17 protein-coding genes are annotated in these 16,311 nt (G+C 44.0%); 11 read left to right on the top strand and 6 right to left on the bottom strand.

The genetic code is table 11. The features are described from left to right. The first annotated feature begins 37 nt into the window (after window positions 1–37). Window positions 38–2,287: a hypothetical protein gene (locus ACJ751_RS25160; RefSeq protein ID WP_407748291.1), complete on the top strand. Its 2,250-nt coding sequence runs from the start codon at window positions 38–40 to the stop codon at window positions 2,285–2,287. On the opposite strand, the gene ACJ751_RS25155 is transcribed toward ACJ751_RS25160, so the two are convergent. After that, window positions 2,274–3,179, bottom strand: coding sequence for a diacylglycerol/lipid kinase family protein (locus ACJ751_RS25155; RefSeq protein WP_407748290.1), 906 nt, complete (start codon window positions 3,177–3,179; stop codon window positions 2,274–2,276). The genes ACJ751_RS25160 and ACJ751_RS25155 overlap by 14 nt on opposite strands. 241 nt (window positions 3,180–3,420) lie before the next feature. Here ACJ751_RS25155 and ACJ751_RS25150 point away from each other — a divergent pair, with 241 nt between their 5' ends. From ACJ751_RS25150 to ACJ751_RS25140, 3 genes are all read left to right on the top strand, one after another. Then, a complete protein-coding gene (locus tag ACJ751_RS25150; protein WP_407748289.1) occupies window positions 3,421–3,933 on the top strand; it encodes a hypothetical protein in 513 nt (170 codons plus the stop codon). Window positions 3,934–4,403: 470 nt separating this feature from the next. Continuing rightward, entirely contained in the window at window positions 4,404–4,907 is a 504-nt protein-coding gene (locus ACJ751_RS25145; RefSeq protein WP_407748288.1) for a hypothetical protein, read from the top strand. 132 nt (window positions 4,908–5,039) lie between these two features. Further along, on the top strand, window positions 5,040–5,519 hold the full coding sequence (locus tag ACJ751_RS25140; protein WP_407748287.1) for a hypothetical protein: 480 nt from the start codon (window positions 5,040–5,042) through the stop codon (window positions 5,517–5,519). A gap of 80 nt (window positions 5,520–5,599) precedes the next feature. Here the strand turns inward: ACJ751_RS25140 and msrA are convergent, their stop codons facing one another. Then, entirely contained in the window at window positions 5,600–6,103 is a 504-nt protein-coding gene (gene msrA, locus ACJ751_RS25135) for a peptide-methionine (S)-S-oxide reductase MsrA (protein WP_407748286.1), read from the bottom strand. Between the two features lie 156 nt (window positions 6,104–6,259). On the opposite strand from msrA, the gene ACJ751_RS25130 reads away from it, so the two are divergent. Continuing rightward, on the top strand, window positions 6,260–6,712 hold the full coding sequence (locus ACJ751_RS25130; RefSeq protein ID WP_407748285.1) for a hypothetical protein: 453 nt from the start codon (window positions 6,260–6,262) through the stop codon (window positions 6,710–6,712). 71 nt (window positions 6,713–6,783) lie between these two features. Here the strand turns inward: ACJ751_RS25130 and ACJ751_RS25125 are convergent, their stop codons facing one another. Beyond that, window positions 6,784–7,683 carry an alpha/beta hydrolase gene (locus tag ACJ751_RS25125; RefSeq protein WP_407748284.1) on the bottom strand — a complete coding sequence of 300 codons (900 nt, stop codon included), beginning with the start codon at window positions 7,681–7,683 and terminating at the stop codon, window positions 6,784–6,786. Between the two features lie 173 nt (window positions 7,684–7,856). Here ACJ751_RS25125 and ACJ751_RS25120 point away from each other — a divergent pair, with 173 nt between their 5' ends. The 6 genes from ACJ751_RS25120 to ACJ751_RS25095 all read left to right on the top strand — a co-directional run bounded on the left by ACJ751_RS25120 (window position 7,857) and on the right by ACJ751_RS25095 (window position 13,393). Further along, window positions 7,857–8,081, top strand: a complete 225-nt coding sequence (locus ACJ751_RS25120) for a DUF2905 domain-containing protein (RefSeq protein WP_407748283.1) — start codon at window positions 7,857–7,859, stop codon at window positions 8,079–8,081. Window positions 8,082–8,176: 95 nt separating this feature from the next. After that, a complete protein-coding gene (locus ACJ751_RS25115; RefSeq protein ID WP_407748282.1) occupies window positions 8,177–9,283 on the top strand; it encodes an acyltransferase family protein in 1,107 nt (368 codons plus the stop codon). Window positions 9,284–9,467: 184 nt separating this feature from the next. Then, complete coding sequence (gene typA, locus ACJ751_RS25110; protein WP_407748281.1) at window positions 9,468–11,276, top strand: translational GTPase TypA; 1,809 nt, start codon at window positions 9,468–9,470, stop codon at window positions 11,274–11,276. A gap of 130 nt (window positions 11,277–11,406) precedes the next feature. Further along, window positions 11,407–12,300, top strand: a complete 894-nt coding sequence (locus tag ACJ751_RS25105) for a glycosyltransferase family 2 protein (protein WP_407748280.1) — start codon at window positions 11,407–11,409, stop codon at window positions 12,298–12,300. Between the two features lie 38 nt (window positions 12,301–12,338). Further along, window positions 12,339–13,103, top strand: coding sequence for a glycosyltransferase family 2 protein (locus tag ACJ751_RS25100; RefSeq protein ID WP_407748279.1), 765 nt, complete (start codon window positions 12,339–12,341; stop codon window positions 13,101–13,103). Between the two features lie 77 nt (window positions 13,104–13,180). Continuing rightward, the gene (locus tag ACJ751_RS25095) at window positions 13,181–13,393 is read left to right on the top strand and encodes a hypothetical protein (RefSeq protein ID WP_407748278.1); all 213 of its coding nucleotides are present in this window, start codon (window positions 13,181–13,183) and stop codon (window positions 13,391–13,393) included. Between the two features lie 11 nt (window positions 13,394–13,404). Here the strand turns inward: ACJ751_RS25095 and ACJ751_RS25090 are convergent, their stop codons facing one another. The 3 genes from ACJ751_RS25090 to ACJ751_RS25080 all read right to left on the bottom strand — a co-directional run bounded on the left by ACJ751_RS25090 (window position 13,405) and on the right by ACJ751_RS25080 (window position 16,283). Then, entirely contained in the window at window positions 13,405–14,301 is an 897-nt protein-coding gene (locus tag ACJ751_RS25090; RefSeq protein ID WP_407748277.1) for a glycosyltransferase, read from the bottom strand. Window positions 14,302–14,373: 72 nt separating this feature from the next. After that, window positions 14,374–15,264, bottom strand: coding sequence for a methylmalonyl Co-A mutase-associated GTPase MeaB (gene meaB / locus ACJ751_RS25085; protein ID WP_407748276.1), 891 nt, complete (start codon window positions 15,262–15,264; stop codon window positions 14,374–14,376). Continuing rightward, window positions 15,261–16,283 carry a glycosyltransferase family 9 protein gene (locus tag ACJ751_RS25080; protein WP_407748275.1) on the bottom strand — a complete coding sequence of 341 codons (1,023 nt, stop codon included), beginning with the start codon at window positions 16,281–16,283 and terminating at the stop codon, window positions 15,261–15,263. The genes meaB and ACJ751_RS25080 overlap by 4 nt, the downstream gene beginning before the upstream one ends. Window positions 16,284–16,311: the final 28 nt, after the last annotated feature.

Raw genomic sequence — 16,311 nt, 5'->3', positions numbered from 1 at the left:
CGGTTTACTCGGGCGGCTCACGTTTAAGACTATTTTAATGAAACTTTTTTTGAAGGGATTATATTACTCTTTTCCTGTACAGCTGGTGATGCTGCATTTTAAGAAATTTCAGGTGCTGCTCATCTTCTGGTTCGTTTTGTTCAGCACGGTGAATGGTACTTTTATGAAATCATTCGGCGCCGATTCCCTGTACCTGGCGCCCGAATACCTGGGCAATGTAAGCATGCTGGCTGCCTTGTTTGTAGGCCTGGCCATTGGCGTGTTTATTATGAGCTGGAATATTACCACGTTTATTTTATTCAGCCGCCATTTCAGGTTCCTGGCCACTACCAGCAATCCCTTTTTAAAATATTGTATTAACAATGTGATAATACCACTCGTATTCCTGCTCTTTTATTTTTTCAGGGCAATGGAATTCGAGCGAAACAAAGAACTGATGACGTTTGGGGAAGTTACCCTGCTGGTGCTGGGATTTTTGAGCGGGCTGACCCTGATCGTTGTTATTTCCCTCTTCTATTTTTTCAGGGCCGATAAAAATATCATCCGGCGGCTTACCCCGGTTATCAGTAACCCCCAGCTATTCAAAGCGCAGTTCAAGAAGGATGAAATGAGACTCAACCACAGCCGGTTGATAAAAGTGGAAACCTACCTGAATGCCATGCTCAGGATCAAAAAAGTGCGCGACGTGTCGCACTACAGCCGGGAGTTTATTGAAACCATCTTTAGCCGGCACCACTTTGCGGCGGTGGTCTCTATTTTCATTGCTTTTATCGGGCTTATTATAATGGGTTTTTGGTTGGATAATCCCTTGTTTCAGCTGCCCGCCGCTTCGGGCATAACGCTTTTCTTTGCGATTTTGATCGCCGTATCGGGCGCTTTCTCCTATTTTCTGCAGAGCTGGAGCATTCCCTTCCTGGTAATGTTATTTGTTGTAACGAACGTATTATACCGTTACGAAATAATTGACCCCAGTAATAAAGCCTACGGACTGAATTATAAAAACAAAAACGAACGGCCGTTATATACTTCCGAAAATTTGTTGTCGCTGTGCACCCCGGAAAAAATGGGGCGCGATAAACAACAGTTTATCTCCGTACTGGAGAACTGGAAAAAGAAACAACCGGAAGCAAAGCCATTGATGTATGTGATAACCACTAGCGGTGGGGGTAATCGCAGCGCCACCTATACCATGAATGTGTTGCAACACCTGGATAGCCTGACGCATGGCGAATTGATGAACAGAACGGTGCTTATTACCGGTGCATCAGGCGGTATGCTGGGCGCTACCTATTTCCGCGAATTATGCCGGGCCAGGTCGCAAGGCAGGCACATCAATGTGCAGGATAAAATGTACCAGGACGATATTTCAAACGACCTGCTAAACCCGTTGTTTACTTCGTTTGTGGCCCGCGATCTCGCGGCCCCTGCGCAACGGTTTAAGGTTGGTCCGTATGAATATATAAAAGACCGCGGTTATGCTTTTGAACAAAAGCTGAACGCCAATACCCGGGGCATGCTGAACAAAACGTTGAAAGACTGGTACGAGGATGAAAAGAAAGCCCGTATACCATTGATGTTGTTTAACTCGGTGGTTACACGCGATGGCCGTAAAATGATCATCAGCACGCAACCCATGAGCTTTTTAATGCGGCCCGGGTATGATAGCAGCCATATGGAGGATGCTGATCCCGACGCTGTGGATTACCAGGCGTTATTTGCCAAACAGGACCCGCTGAATCTGCGCATGCTCACTGCCCTGCGCATGAATGCAACCTTCCCCTACGTGTTGCCCAATGTTTGGTTACCCAGCGACCCGGTAGTGGATGTGATGGATGCCGGTTTGCGCGATAATTATGGCCAGGAAACCGCCTTACGCTTTATACAGGTATTTCAGCAATGGATCCGCGACAACACCTCAGGTGTAGTGCTCATCCATATCCGTGACCGTAAGACGGGCGGTTGGGAGCATCCCTATGAAGCCACCAATATAACAGAACTGGCTACCAAACCCATGTTGCTGCTGGAATACAACTGGTATAAAATGCAGGAGTATAGCCAGAACGACCTGATGGGACTGGCGCAGTCCATGATGGGCAATTACTTTAACAATGTAACTTTCGTATACGTGCCTGAAAAAAGTGAGGCAAGGGCCGCTTTAAATTTCCATCTTACCAAAAGCGAGAAGAAAGATATTGCCAGTGCATTGAGCAGCCCGGGCAATCAGCAGGCATTCGAGAAGTTTAGCCAGTTAATAAAAACGCCTCCTCATTCGCTTACGATACGTTAGCCGCATGGATCAGTTTAAAATACTGCGGTAACACTTTTATATGTAAATGCCGCTGGCATTCCCACGGTTCCCCGTCAATATGAATGGGTGCTTCCGCCGGGTTGCTGATGACTAATTCATCTGTTTGAAAATAGATCACCGGCGATCTCATGGAGTTTTCGATGCGCCTGATACGGCCGGTGAGCACCTGCCGCATAACGGTTAACAGCAGTAACGGCTTGGCTATCTTTTTTACGATCACCACATCCAGCAAACCATCGCTTAAAACAGCCTTGGGGGCTATTGTGAAATTATTGCCAAACTGGTTGCTGTTGGCAATGCTCAAAAAGAAAGCTTCAGTAGAAAATTCCAGTTTATTGGCATTAACCCGGAAAGGATAAGGTTTTGCGCGTAAAAAATGGCGGGTGGTTAACGATACATAGGTTCCCAAACCCCGTTTAGGTTGATCGGCAAACTCGTGCGCAACCTGGGCGTCAAAACCCAGTCCGCAAAGCATACAGGCAAAATGTTCATTCACCATAAAACCATCGGTTAAAATGGCTTTGCCGGTAAAAACGATCTCCAGCGCTTTTGCACTGGCTTTGGGAATGCCGGCGGCCAGCGCCAGTCCATTCCCCGACCCCATGGGAATGATACCAAACTGCACGCCCGTCTGGGCCAATGCTTTAACCACCTGGTTCACCGTTCCATCGCCCCCGCAGATAACTACATCGGTAACCTGCTCCTTTTCAATTTTTTCCTGCACAAAATCATAGTTGGCATCGGCCGTTGTAGGCAGTATTTCAAAGGGGATCCCACGTTTTTGGGTTTCACGGGCAATCAACTCTTTTAAAGAAGATTTGCCTTTGGTACCGGAAATAGGGTTAATAAGATAAATAATCTTTCGCTGCATGTTATCAAATTACAAAGGGCAAAGATAATAGCCCCGGGATTCATGATAGGTTAACTTTCTTCTTTTTGCTGACAAACTTCCTTTTTCGACAAACAGCCATTTTACCAGCCGAACGCCACCATTGTCTTTTTCTTCCCGGTTGCCGAAAAGCTGCCAGGTTCATCTAAATAAAAAATTGCATGCCCAATTAACAGGTTGCTTTGTTGAGTAAAACGTTCATCTCATCATAAATAATATAGCCATGAAAAATGTTATTGTAACAACTATTATTACGGTGACCCTGATAACAGGATCTGCAACCGCCCAACAGGTAAACCGGCCTTTGGCAACGGAAGGTATGCAATCGTTGCAAATGAATACCCTCCATATCAGCAAGGTGCATGTACGAGCCGTGCGCGATTTTCTAAAACGCGATAAAACAGCTTCTAATGTTGATTGGATGATCGTTGAAACCGGGTATGTAGCAAAGTATACCGATGAGAACAACAGCAATTGCAGAACAGTATACAACAACAGAGGTGATTTTGTTTATACCATCAGGCAGTATTGCGAAAATCAAATGCCGCGCGACATCCGGCATATTGTAAAAAGCCAGTATTACGATTATACTATTACCCTGGTAGAACAGATTGAGGAAACCCGGCGGCCACCTGTATATGTGGTACACCTGGAAGATGCCACTACGTTAAAGAATGTGCGCGTTTGTGAAAGGGAAATGGAAGTAATGTTGGAGTACATGAAAAGCAATCTCTGACAATTATTCAGACCGGTGTAGTGATAAGTCCCCACCAACCTCTTCGCCAGCTGGCGGAGGAGGAAAGGAGGGGGCATTTTGTTTTAAAAAGACTGTAACATAATTAACCGCAGCAACGTCAAAGTTTCAAAATAAAACAATGACTCAACCCAATATAATTTATCAATATGCGTTTGGGCAGCGGACAGATACTAATAAGCGTTTTTTATACATATTCTGATTGCCGCGATTGTTTTTCCATAATTCCCAATTAACAGAATCTTAACTGCAAATACGTAACGTACTGAAACATTCAGCAAATGCTGTGCAGGAGCGGATCTGGGACACTAAAATTTATCATATTAACAATTGAACTATTCAAGCGCTGAACATTAGCTTATCATGTGCGGAGCCCCAATACCATTTCAAAGCAACCGCTTATATAAGCGAATACATTGCACTGGATTGTTTAACCTAAATAAAGTATAGCGATGAAAAAATTAATTATGGCCACCGGTTTAACTGTTGTGGCGCTAACGGGGTGTGCCTACTCCCAACAAGGCAATACATTGGCAGCTGCCAAAATAAGAGCATTAAAGCCAGCCAATCAGTACCTGAACGATGTTAATATACGCGCCATGCGCGATTTTGTAAGCCGGTATGGTGATGTAGCAGATGTACTATGGCATAGAAGTAATGATACTTATGTGGCCGTGTTTTTTAAAGATAGTGTACAGCACCGCGTTATATACAGCAGCCGCGGCGACTTAAGTTTTATAATGAAGTATTATGAAGAAAGCCGCATGCCCCGCAATATTCGTGCACAGGTAAAAAGCACTTACTACGACTATAAGATCTATGTTGTCCAGGAAATAGAAACCCCCGATCATCCCACCGTATACATAGTAAATCTGCAGGGCGAAAATGAATGGAAAAAAGTAAAACTTTGCCAGGGAGAAATGGAAATACTGGAAGAATTCAAGAAAGGAAAATAAGCCGGTTGATACCTGCTAAAGCATTGTTAATGCGGCTATAATACAGGAATCGGGCTTTAACATACCCTTTGTAAACGACATTCACTGTTTCCCATCTATTACAGTATAAAAACAAAATGGAGGAAACAGATTATGAAAAAGATTTTTACACTTGCAGCCATCCTGTTTAGCATAACAACTTTTGCAGCTGAATATCCTGGTCCCAATGATAGTAAAGTAGCTATCCGAAGTTTTAGCGATGCTTACATCCAGGTGTTTATCGATGGTAAACAATATAACGTAAATCAAAACGGGTTTGCCTTTGATAACATCTGCTCTGGCCGCCACCAGATTGAAGTTTATAAGATAGATAACTATGGCAGGTTCAGGAGACGTCCACAAAGAGTGTACAGCAATGTAACTTTTGTTAAGCCCTGGGAATCGCTGAACATCAACATCGATCGTTTTGAATGTGTAAATGTTCAAACCCGGTTTGATCGCGATGACCGCAGAGGCGGATATAACCAGGGTGGTTACGATAGAGGCGGCTACGACAGAGGTGGATATGACAGAGACAGAGATAATAGCCGTGGCCCCGTATATAATGACCGTGACGACCACTACAGACACTAAACTCTAAATCAGATAATAATGCCTCCCGGTAAATCGGGAGGCATTTTCTTTTATAATACCATAATTGTATTGCTTATAGCTTACAGCTGTTTTTCCTCCAGTTTCCATTCCGGACGGATAAAATGGCAGGTATAACCGCCGGGATTTTTTTGCAGGTAGTCCTGGTGATATTCCTCTGCATCCCAGAAATCCGATTCCGGGGTAACAACTGTTACGATGGGTCTGGAATAAATATGGGCTGCCGTCAGTTCATTGATAAGTTCAGCGGCTACCTGCTTTTGCTCCTCGTTGTTATAAAAGATAGCCGAACGATAGGAGGTGCCAATATCATTTCCCTGGCGATTGAGGGTGGTAGGATCGTGGATCTGGAAGAAAAATTCCAGCAGCTTACGATAGGTCAGCACATTGTCGTCGAATGTTACCTTAATGGCTTCCGCATGTGTACCATGGTTACGGTAAGTGGCATTGGGAACATCGCCGCCGCTGTAACCTACCCTTGTTTCTTTTACCCCCGGCAGCGCGCGGATGAGTTCTTCAACGCCCCAGAAACATCCACCAGCGAGTATGGCATTTTGTATTGACATATGATTTATTTTTTACCTAAGGATTGCGTGTATCAGTTGCCAAAGGTAATGTATAAATCGGGAGTGGAGCCGAAGGAGGCCTTTAACACTCCCTTAGTAAACAACCTGTTTCCAAAGCCTTCTATTATACAAACAAACAATTGGAGGAAACAGTATATGAAACAGATTTTTACCTTTATCGCAGTATTGTTTAGTATTAGTTCTTTTGCCGCTCCCGGTCCTAAAACTTCTAAAATAGCAATCTCAAACAATAACCGTACTGAAACCCAGGTTAAGATTGACGGTGCTGTGTACAACCTGAATAACACTTTTGTATTAGATAACATTCGTACCGGTTATCACAATATCAGTATTATCCAGTTAGAAAAATTTGGATTTAGAAAAATGCAAAAGACAATTTATAACAGCACTATGTCAGTAGCTCCTGGTCAAATGATCAACATCGACATTAACCGTAATGGCCAGGTAGTTGTTAAAACTTCAAACAACAACCCGTTTGACCGGAACGATCGTAACACCCATAATGATCGTTATGACAACAAAGGTTACAATGATAACAAAGGTTACAACGACCACGATAACAGGAACAACAATTACGGAAGACATTAATAAGGGTGAATAAAAAGAAAAAGGGTCCCGACTGAAGTCAGGACCCTTTTCGCTTTAATAAGCTGCTATATTTATAATGGCTTTATGCCCAGAACTTCGGTCATAAAGCGTTCAGTTTCTCTTTCAACGCCCGGTACGTCATTCGATCTTATCCAGGAACCAATTACATGGTTGCCGGCTTTAGGCATAGCCACTTCACGTTTTTTATCGTTGGGGGTGCCAAGTTGCGCAAACATGGTTTTAATAGCGCTTACTTTCACGGTGCTGTCCTGGTGAACAGGGTCTTTATAGTAATACAATGTGAGGGTAGGCTGTTTTACCTTTTCAAATGTTTCCTTCTTCATGGTTGTTTCCACCAACTCTTCCAGGTTAACCGCCGCCTCAATGCGGTAGTGGTATGTCCAGTATTTGCGATAAGCTTCGCGGGGATCATCTGAGTCGAGGTATTGTGATTTCTTCACCATTCTGGCCACCTGTAAACCCCAGGGATTGTTCAAGATCCAGGCAGTGCCATCATTGATCTCGATATTGGGCGATAGTAAAATCAATGCGTATACATCGGGATATTCAGCCGCCAGTTTCAGCGCCAGTGTACCACCGGTTGAAGTGCCAACCAGGATAACTTTATTGCCCAGTTGTTTGCCAATGGCCAGGGCTTGTTTGGCAGTTTCCCAGAGGTTGTCGGACGTTAAGTTAACCATGGGCTCGGTAGTATCGATGCCATGTTCGGCCAGGCGGGATAAATATAAATTACAACCGAACTTTTTGGCCAGGTCGCGGTGAACGGGATCACCTTCCCCCTGCGAAGCTGTAAAGCCATGCAGGTATACCAGCGCATATTCGGTTTTATTCTTCAGTGAATCGTTGGCCCATACGATCCGGGCTTCATTATCGGGTTTAACTTTATGACCTGCTTCCTGTTGCTGAACATAACTGACCAGGGCAGCGGGTTCAGCCGGAACAGCCGGCATAGTATTAGAATAAACAGGTTTGGAAGGGTGGGGCCCTAACAAGTATACAAGGGCTAAAACTGCTACAATCAGAAGGACCCATTTTATTTTACGCATATCGTAAATTTGGTGCTGAAATTAACGGCTTTTTATCTACCGTAAAAGCATTGAGTGATAATTAAAATGATATTTTTATGAATTCAGACACCGGCAGGTATTTGATGATCGTTGGCGGCGCTGTGGTGGTCATAGGCCTGGTGATCTATTTCTTTCATGATAAACTGCATTGGATCGGTCATTTGCCGGGTGATATCCGGATAGAAAAAGAGAATTTCCGCTTTTACTTTCCTATTACCACTATGATCCTGGTTAGCGTTATTGTAACGGTGGTGCTTGGTATCATTCGCAGGTTCCTGTAACAAATATCACACATAGTTGATAAATTTTTAATTCCTTTGCGCTTTCCTTCCTGTAGAAGAACCCTGAACAGCCCCTATTTTTATTAATTGTTTGTATGATCCCTAATAACCGGTTCATTTCTTTGGATGTATTTCGTGGCCTCATCATTTGTTTGATGATTATTGTAAACACACCCGGCAGTCACGATACTAATTTTGCCCAGTTGGAACACGCTGACTGGAATGGTTTTACCCTCGCCGACCTGGTATTTCCTTCTTTCCTGTTTGCTGTGGGAAATGCGCTGTTCTTTTCCATGCAAAAATGGAAGACCATGACGCAGGGCCAGGTGCTGGCCAAAATAGGCAAACGCACCCTGCTGCTATTTATAATAGGTTACCTGCTGCACTGGTTCCCGTTCTTTGAAACCAATGACCAGGGGCATCTTGCCTTTAAATCCTTTGCCGGAACACGCATAATGGGCATATTACAGCGAATAGCGTTGTGTTATGGCATGGCGACGTTAATGATTTATTACCTAAAGCCCAAAGGCGCGCTGATCGTTTCCGTTCTCATCCTGATCGCCTATCAATTCATGCTGCTGTGGTTTGGTGAACCCGGCCATGAACTGGAGATGGCAGGTAATGCGGTAACAAAATTAGACCTGTGGTTGCTGGGCCCCAATCATATGAACCATGGCGAAGTAGTACCCTTTGAACATGAAGGATTATTAAGCACCCTGCCTGCCATCACCAATGTGGTAGCAGGTTACCTGGCAGGCTGGTATATTCAAACCGCAGGCAAAACAAAAAGAATGCTTGCCTGGTTAATAGCAGCAGGAGCCATATTGACGGTGCTGGGGCTTTGCTGGAATGTTGTTTTCCCCATCAACAAAAATCTGTGGACCAGCTCTTTTGTGTTGTACTCCGTAGGCCTGGATTGTTTACTGCTGGCCGGCATAATTTACATAACTGATTTTTTAAATATAACCCGCTGGACCTGGTTTTTTGAAATGTTTGGCAAAAATGCCCTGTTTATTTATCTGTTGTCAGAAGTAATGGCCATCCTGTTGCGGGCGACTCATTTGTACAAATGGATATTTAACCATATTTTTATCGTAGCCGGCTTGTATACCGGTTCCCTGTTGTTTGCCATCTGGTTTATGCTAATGTGCTGGCTTACAGGCTTGATTTTAGATAAGAGAAAAATTTACATCCGGGTTTAGCACTTCTATCCATAAAAACCCGTATTGACGTTAATTAATTATACATAAAGTTTCCGCTTTTGCTTGCCCCGCCCGTTGATTTGGCGTACCTTTGCGCCTCGTTTGCCATTGCTTTCGTAAAAGCAATCAAAGGCATTCATTATTAAGAATTTAAAAAACATTTCCCGTCAGGAAAAAGGAATTTATGGATATCAGAAATATCGCCATTATTGCCCACGTAGACCACGGTAAAACAACCCTGGTAGACAAGATCTTACACGCTACCAAAGTGTTTCGTGATAACCAGGAAACTGGTGAACTGATCATGGACAGTAATGATCTGGAAAGAGAGAGAGGAATCACCATTTTTAGTAAGAACGCGGCTGTAACGTACAAAGACGTTAAGATCAACGTAATTGATACCCCGGGCCACGCCGACTTTGGTGGTGAGGTAGAACGCGTACTGAAAATGGCGGATGGGGTGTGTTTGCTGGTTGATGCCTTTGAAGGACCCATGCCACAAACCCGCTTCGTATTACAAAAGGCGCTGCAATTGAACCTGCGCCCGATTGTGATCATCAATAAAGTTGATAAACCCAACTGCCGTCCCGATGAAGTGCATGATGCGGTATTTGAATTATTCTTCAACCTCGACGCTACTGAAGAGCAGCTGAACTTCCCTACTTACTACGGTAGCGGTAAAAATGGCTGGTTCAACGATTCATTAACTCAATGTGAAGATATTACGCCATTGCTGGATGGGATCATTAAACACGTACCACCGCCAGCGGTTAGCGAAGGCACCCTGCAAATGCAGATCACTTCCCTGGATTATTCTTCATTCCTGGGTCGTATTGCCGTAGGTAGAGTTGCCCGTGGAGTGATTAAAGAAAATCAGCCCATTTCATTGATGCAAACCGATGGCACCATAAAAAAGACACGTGTACGCGAGTTATATGTGTTTGAAGGCATGGCCAAGAAAAAGGTAACTGAAGTAATGGCCGGCGACCTGTGTGCCGTAGTAGGTATTGATGGATTTAACATTGGCGATACCATCGCTGATTTTGAAACCCCCGAAGCATTACCGGTTATCAGTGTAGATGAGCCAACCATGAACATGCAATTCTCCATCAACAATTCACCATTCTATGGTAAAGATGGAAAATTCGTTACCAGCCGTCACTTGCGTGATCGCTTAATGAAAGAAACAGAAAAGAACCTGGCATTAAGAGTGGTAGATACCGAAGGTGGTGATGCCTTCATGGTATATGGCCGTGGTATCCTGCACCTGGGTATTTTGATCGAGACCATGCGTCGTGAAGGATATGAATTAACTGTAGGTCAACCCCAGGTTATCGTAAAAGAGATCGATGGTAAGAAATGTGAACCATATGAAATTCTGGTGGTAGATGTTCCCCAGGAATTTGCTTCAAAAGTAATTGACCTGGTAACCCGTCGTAAAGGCGAAATGCACGTAATGGAAACCAAGGGTGAAATGCAACACCTGGAGTTCGAAATTCCTTCACGTGGTTTGATCGGGTTGCGTACACAAATGTTGACCAACACGCAAGGTGAAGCTGTAATGGCCCACCGCTTCAGTGAATATAAACCCTGGAAAGGCCCTATCCCCGGTCGTAACAACGGTGTATTGCTGGCCAAAGAAAACGGATCTACTACCGCGTACTCCATCGATAAATTACAGGACAGAGGTGCTTTCTTCGTTGACCCGGGTGAAGAAATATATGCCGGCCAGATCATTGGCGAGCATATTAAACCAGGCGACCTGGTAGTGCAAATTACCGAAGGAAAAAAACTCACCAACATGCGCGCCAGTGGTAGCGATGGTACTGTTCATATTACTCCGAAAACGCTGTTGACACTCGAAGAATGTATGGAATACATTCAACAGGATGAGTGTATCGAGGTAACGCCTAACTTCATTCGTATGCGTAAAACCATACTCAATGAAGAAGAAAGAAAGAAACAGGCGAAGTCAATGAAGGCGGAAGCTTAATAATACTTATATAAGTTTTTATAATGGAAAGGAGTTGTCTGCAAAGGCAGCTCCTTTTTATTTGCAATGGCATCTGGATTTTCGTTGTATTTTTACAACCTGGCTGTTGTCTTCAATCATTACATTAAACATGAGTATACATATTGAAACGGTTCGTAGTTCAGCAGGCAAAAAAGGAATATTTTCCATTATAATCCCTTCCTGGAACAACCTGCCATACCTGAAATTTTGCATTGAGAGTATACGTAAGAACTCATCCCTGAAACACCAGATCATTGTTCATGTAAACGAGGGAAAAGATGGCACGCTCGATTGGTTAAAAGACCAGCCTGATGTTGATTATACATACAGCGAGAAGAACGTTGGAATATGTTATGCTTTAAACTACTGCCGTCAACTGATGGCAACCGACTACCTGCTTTATATCAATGACGACATGTATGTTTGTCCCGGCTGGGATAAGCATTTGTACGATGAGATACAGGGCATAGGCCATAAATACTTCTTTTTATCAGCCACCCAGTTTGAACCGGAATCACAAAACCCCTGTTGCATCTGCGTCAATTATGGAACATCGCTTGAAACGTTTCGTGAGGCAGACTTTTTAAAGGAATTTGATTCCTATGAAAAGAAGGATTGGCAGGGCTCGAGCTGGCCGCCAAACGTGGTGCATAAAGATATCTGGGACCTGGTAGGAGGTTATAGCATTGAATTTTCACCTGGCATGAGCTCAGATCCTGATTTCTCCATGAAGCTTTGGAAACTGGGAATAAGAATACATAAAGGGATAAGCAAAAGCCGCGTGTACCATTTTGCCGGAACGTCTACAAGAAGGATAAAAAAGAACGACGGCTACTATATGTTTATCAATAAGTGGGGAATGAGCACGCGCATTTTTCAAAGGAATTACCTGCGCCTGGGTGAAATTTACCAGGGACCTGCACAGGAAGCAGCCACTTCTTTTAAATTAAGAGCGCGCAATTTGTACAAACGATTGAATGCCGCGTTTAAAAAAAAGATATAGCCTGCCACTGCCATTAAGATCCAAAATACCAGACCATCATGACACCACTTTCCGTTGTTATCATAACCTTTAATGAGGAGAAAAATATTGGCCGCTGCCTGGAAAGCGTAAAGGATATTGCCGACGAAATTATTGTGGTAGATTCCCTTTCGACCGATGGAACAAAAGCCGTTTGTGCATCCTATAACGTTACCTTTATAGAGCAACGGTTCCTGGGCTATATTGAACAAAAGAACTTTGCCCTGGACAACGCTACACATGAGTATGCATTATCGCTCGATGCCGACGAATGTCTTACCGAAGAATTGAAAAAGAGTATCCTTATCGAAAAGGAGAAGGGACTTACTTTCGATTGTTACAGAATGAACCGGCTCAGCTCATTTTGTGGTCAATGGATCAAACATGGTAACTGGTACCCCGACCGGAAGGTCCGCCTCATCAGCCGGAAAAAGGGAAAATGGGGTGGGGTGAATCCGCACGATAAAATAGAGATGAATGAGGGCGCCACGCTGAAACAATTAAAGGGCGATATGTTGCATTATACCTATGACAGCATTGATCAGATAATGGAACAGACGAACAAGTTCACCACTATTCAGTCAAAGGCCATGTATGAACAGGGGAAAAGAGCCAGCCTGGTAAAACTGGTCATCAATCCCTTTATAGCATTTATCTCAGGGTATATCTTCAAACGCGGCTTTCTCGATGGCTACAACGGCTTTATCATTGCCCGTTACGCGTCACATGCCACCCTGGCCAAATACGCCAAACTCCTGCACCTGCAGCGGAAAAATAAGCGCTAAGCCCACTGAATGCGGAAATTTAATATATAAAGCAGTAAAAGTTTTTCGTTGTATTTTTGCGCCGTAATTTATTTGCTATGGCAAGAGGAAGTTTGATCGTGATCTTATTGCTGCTGCTGTTTTTTCTACCTGCCGATTTGTGGGCTCAATGCTCCATTTGCACAAGGACCGCCCAGCAATTAGGCGAAAGGCCTGCCCAAGCCCTTAATTGGGGCATTATTTACCTGGGGCTTACTCCATTTTTAATCATCGGCTATATTGGTTACCGCTGGTGGAAGGACAATAACTAAAAGCCTACGCTTTAAATGATGCGGTAATTCTTATAAGTGAACAGTTGTTTCCCCGTTAATTTTTGAATGGCATACAACACTCTTTCCTTCAGGGACATATTGTTTTTGACAGGCTTGTAATCAAATACCCAGTCCTGGCTGTTGATGCGGTTTTGCATGATGGCGGGATGTGAGCCTTTAAATTCTTCCAATACATCAACCAGGGTGAAATCAAAACCCTTTTTAAACTTTTCACCTAACTCAAGCAGTTTGGAATCGTCGTGATATCGCTTGGCCATTTCAATTGTTTTCTTCGCCTGTTTTTCAGGATTTCTTACATAACTGTAATGGTAAACTGTTGCATCGATCAGCTTCACCTGTAATTTCTCCCCCTTTTCTTCCAGGAAATTGGCGGGGTCATTGTATTTTCTGAATCCTTGCGAATCGCGGTAGGAGCGAATGGAAGGCAGGGGGCGAATGATGCGGATCTCTTTATTATGAAATCTTCTTGAGGGACCGTAGTGTTTATAATCACCAAAGAAATTGATGAAACGAAATAAAAGGCCATCTACACTTTTATCATTCAGATAATCGGTCATGGCTTTTCTGATGGCGGGGTAATCTTTTTCGTGGATCACCTCATCAGCCTGGATATGAAAGGCCCAGTCGCCAGTGGCATGATCGAGACCAATGTTTGATTGCTGAGCGAAAACCAATCCATTGGCACGCGCTTGCTCGTCCCACACTGTATCTATGATCTTGATCTTGGGATTGTTCATGGCCGCAACCGCTTCCCGGGTACCATCGATAGAATCGCCTATTACCATAATGAACTCATCGCAAAGCGGCAACACCGATTGTATGGACTCAATAAAAGGATAGTCATAAATAAACCCGTTTCTTATATAGGAAAATGCGGTCACTTTCATGAATCAGTGGGATTTGGCCAAAAATACCCTGTTTTAGCACAAAGGCAAATAATTTTTATATTTCTTCCGGGATCAGGCGTATTGTGCAACCAGCTGGTACAGGTTGAACCTGTTCTCGAGGTAAGCGTTTTTTATCTCGGTGTAAAGCGCCTGCCTGTTTATATCCTGCATGCGTTTATGTTGAATAAGATGCAGGGCGCGCTGGGTGAGCAGCTGAATATTTTTATCTATGTGGTGGGGTTGTTGCTGATGTTCGCTGATAGCCGTCATGATAGGTGCGATTCCTTTTCTTTCATGCGCAATGGTTTTCAGCACAGGAATAGGGCGGTTCCCCATCGATGATATACCCAGTAAGTTTTTTACAAACTGGTCGGCGCCGGGGCGGTCGGATTTATTTACAATGAACAGATCGGCGATCTCTAAAAGACCGGCCTTCATAGTTTGAATATCATCACCAGCTTCGGGAACAAGCACTACCAACGTCATATCGGCCAGGCCGGCAATTTCCACTTCACTTTGTCCAACGCCTACAGTTTCAACTATAATAAAATCGAAGGGCGCTGCTTTCAGCAATTCCGTGATCTCGATGATCTTTGGATGTAATCCACCCAGCGAACCACGGGTAGCCAGCGACCTGATAAATACATTCGGATTAATATACCATTCGCTCATGCGAATACGATCGCCCAGTACAGCGCCCATATTAAAAGGAGAGGAAGGGTCCACACAAAGCACGGCTACTCTTTTTCCCTGGCTTACCCATTCGCCGATCATCGCATCGGTGAGGGTGCTTTTGCCAGCCCCTGGAGGACCGGTAATACCAATGATAGGAACCGAGGTAGCAGGCAATGCCCCCAGCAATATTTCATAGCCGGGCGTTTCGTTCTCCACTAAAGAAATGCTGCGGGCAATGGCTTTCATATCGCCCTGTTGCAGCCGGGTTAATAACGATTGCCAGTTCATGATTTACCCAATTTATGCTGGTATCTTTTATTAAGTGCTTCGCTTATCCAGGCAGCGGGAATATCCATAATACATTGACAGGGATTAACATTACCCTTACACGCAACACATTCTTTATTCAAAACAAAAACCTGCGCATTTGCACCCAGCGGCGCCCACCGCCCGGGATGTATGGGGCGCATAGGCGGGTAGATGCCCAACGCATCTTTACCCAGGGCGGCGGCAATATGAATGGGGCCTGTGCTGTTGGCCACCAGCCCATCGCAATGTTGGATAAAAGCAATGAATTCGGGCAGGCTCATTTTGCCGGTAATATCCGTTACCTGGCTGCCTGCTTTATCAAACAGCCATTGCATACGTTCTTTTTCTTTCGCGGTGCCCGAAATAAAAATGTTGAATTTATCCTTATTGAGCGTTTCAATCAACTGTAGAAAATTTTCCAATGGCCAGTCCCGCGCGCTTCCCTGCGATTTGGGATGAAGGATAACATTGTACTTTTCTATTTGTATCAGTGAAGTAAGCGCAGCAGGCAGCGGTTGTATTTTTTCTAGTCCAAACAATTGCCCAATTTGTTGCAGCGAAAAACTTTCGTTAATGCCGAACGCTTCTAACAATTTCAGATTCAATTGTGCTTCGTGCAGGTCTGATTTTTTACGGCTTAATTTTACCAGCTTGTTGCAGGTAAACCAGTGATAAAGACGATTGGTAGTGCCTATGCGCAAAGGAATTTTTAACTGTCTGGCCCTTTTCGCAATGCGCGAAACAGGGAAAACATGCAGTATGCAGTCAGGCTTTTCTCCTGCAATTAAAACAGGATTGTTTAAAAAATCCTCAACATCGATAAAAACATCCACGTGCTTACAGGCGTTAATAACGGGCCGTGTATATGATTTTCCCAGGAAGGCAATAGTGGTATTGGGAAAATGCTGTTTTAACACCGCCGCTACAGGCAGTGTAAGTATTACATCGCCAATACTGTCGGTTCGACTGATAATAATATTGCGCGGAATATTTTTCAATGACAGGGTATTTTGAACAAAAATAGTT

The sequence above is a fragment of the Niastella sp. genome (genome assembly GCF_045805085.1).
In the GTDB taxonomy this organism is placed as follows: domain Bacteria; phylum Bacteroidota; class Bacteroidia; order Chitinophagales; family Chitinophagaceae; genus Niastella.
This window is presented reverse-complemented; position numbering and strand designations above follow the sequence as displayed.

Excerpts from the sequence above, each read along its gene's own strand:
- ACJ751_RS25160 (WP_407748291.1), top strand. The coding sequence starts at position 38 with ATGAAACTTTTTTTGAAGGGATTATATTACTCTTTTCCTGTACAGCTG.
- ACJ751_RS25155 (WP_407748290.1), bottom strand. The coding sequence starts at position 3,179 with ATGCAGCGAAAGATTATTTATCTTATTAACCCTATTTCCGGTACCAAA.
- ACJ751_RS25150 (WP_407748289.1), top strand. The coding sequence starts at position 3,421 with ATGAAAAATGTTATTGTAACAACTATTATTACGGTGACCCTGATAACA.
- ACJ751_RS25145 (WP_407748288.1), top strand. The coding sequence starts at position 4,404 with ATGAAAAAATTAATTATGGCCACCGGTTTAACTGTTGTGGCGCTAACG.
- ACJ751_RS25140 (WP_407748287.1), top strand. The coding sequence starts at position 5,040 with ATGAAAAAGATTTTTACACTTGCAGCCATCCTGTTTAGCATAACAACT.
- msrA (WP_407748286.1), bottom strand. The coding sequence starts at position 6,103 with ATGTCAATACAAAATGCCATACTCGCTGGTGGATGTTTCTGGGGCGTT.
- ACJ751_RS25130 (WP_407748285.1), top strand. The coding sequence starts at position 6,260 with ATGAAACAGATTTTTACCTTTATCGCAGTATTGTTTAGTATTAGTTCT.
- ACJ751_RS25125 (WP_407748284.1), bottom strand. The coding sequence starts at position 7,683 with ATGCCGGCTGTTCCGGCTGAACCCGCTGCCCTGGTCAGTTATGTTCAG.
- ACJ751_RS25120 (WP_407748283.1), top strand. The coding sequence starts at position 7,857 with ATGAATTCAGACACCGGCAGGTATTTGATGATCGTTGGCGGCGCTGTG.
- ACJ751_RS25115 (WP_407748282.1), top strand. The coding sequence starts at position 8,177 with ATGATCCCTAATAACCGGTTCATTTCTTTGGATGTATTTCGTGGCCTC.
- typA (WP_407748281.1), top strand. The coding sequence starts at position 9,468 with ATGGATATCAGAAATATCGCCATTATTGCCCACGTAGACCACGGTAAA.
- ACJ751_RS25105 (WP_407748280.1), top strand. The coding sequence starts at position 11,407 with ATGAGTATACATATTGAAACGGTTCGTAGTTCAGCAGGCAAAAAAGGA.
- ACJ751_RS25100 (WP_407748279.1), top strand. The coding sequence starts at position 12,339 with ATGACACCACTTTCCGTTGTTATCATAACCTTTAATGAGGAGAAAAAT.
- ACJ751_RS25095 (WP_407748278.1), top strand. The coding sequence starts at position 13,181 with ATGGCAAGAGGAAGTTTGATCGTGATCTTATTGCTGCTGCTGTTTTTT.
- ACJ751_RS25090 (WP_407748277.1), bottom strand. The coding sequence starts at position 14,301 with ATGAAAGTGACCGCATTTTCCTATATAAGAAACGGGTTTATTTATGAC.
- meaB (WP_407748276.1), bottom strand. The coding sequence starts at position 15,264 with ATGAACTGGCAATCGTTATTAACCCGGCTGCAACAGGGCGATATGAAA.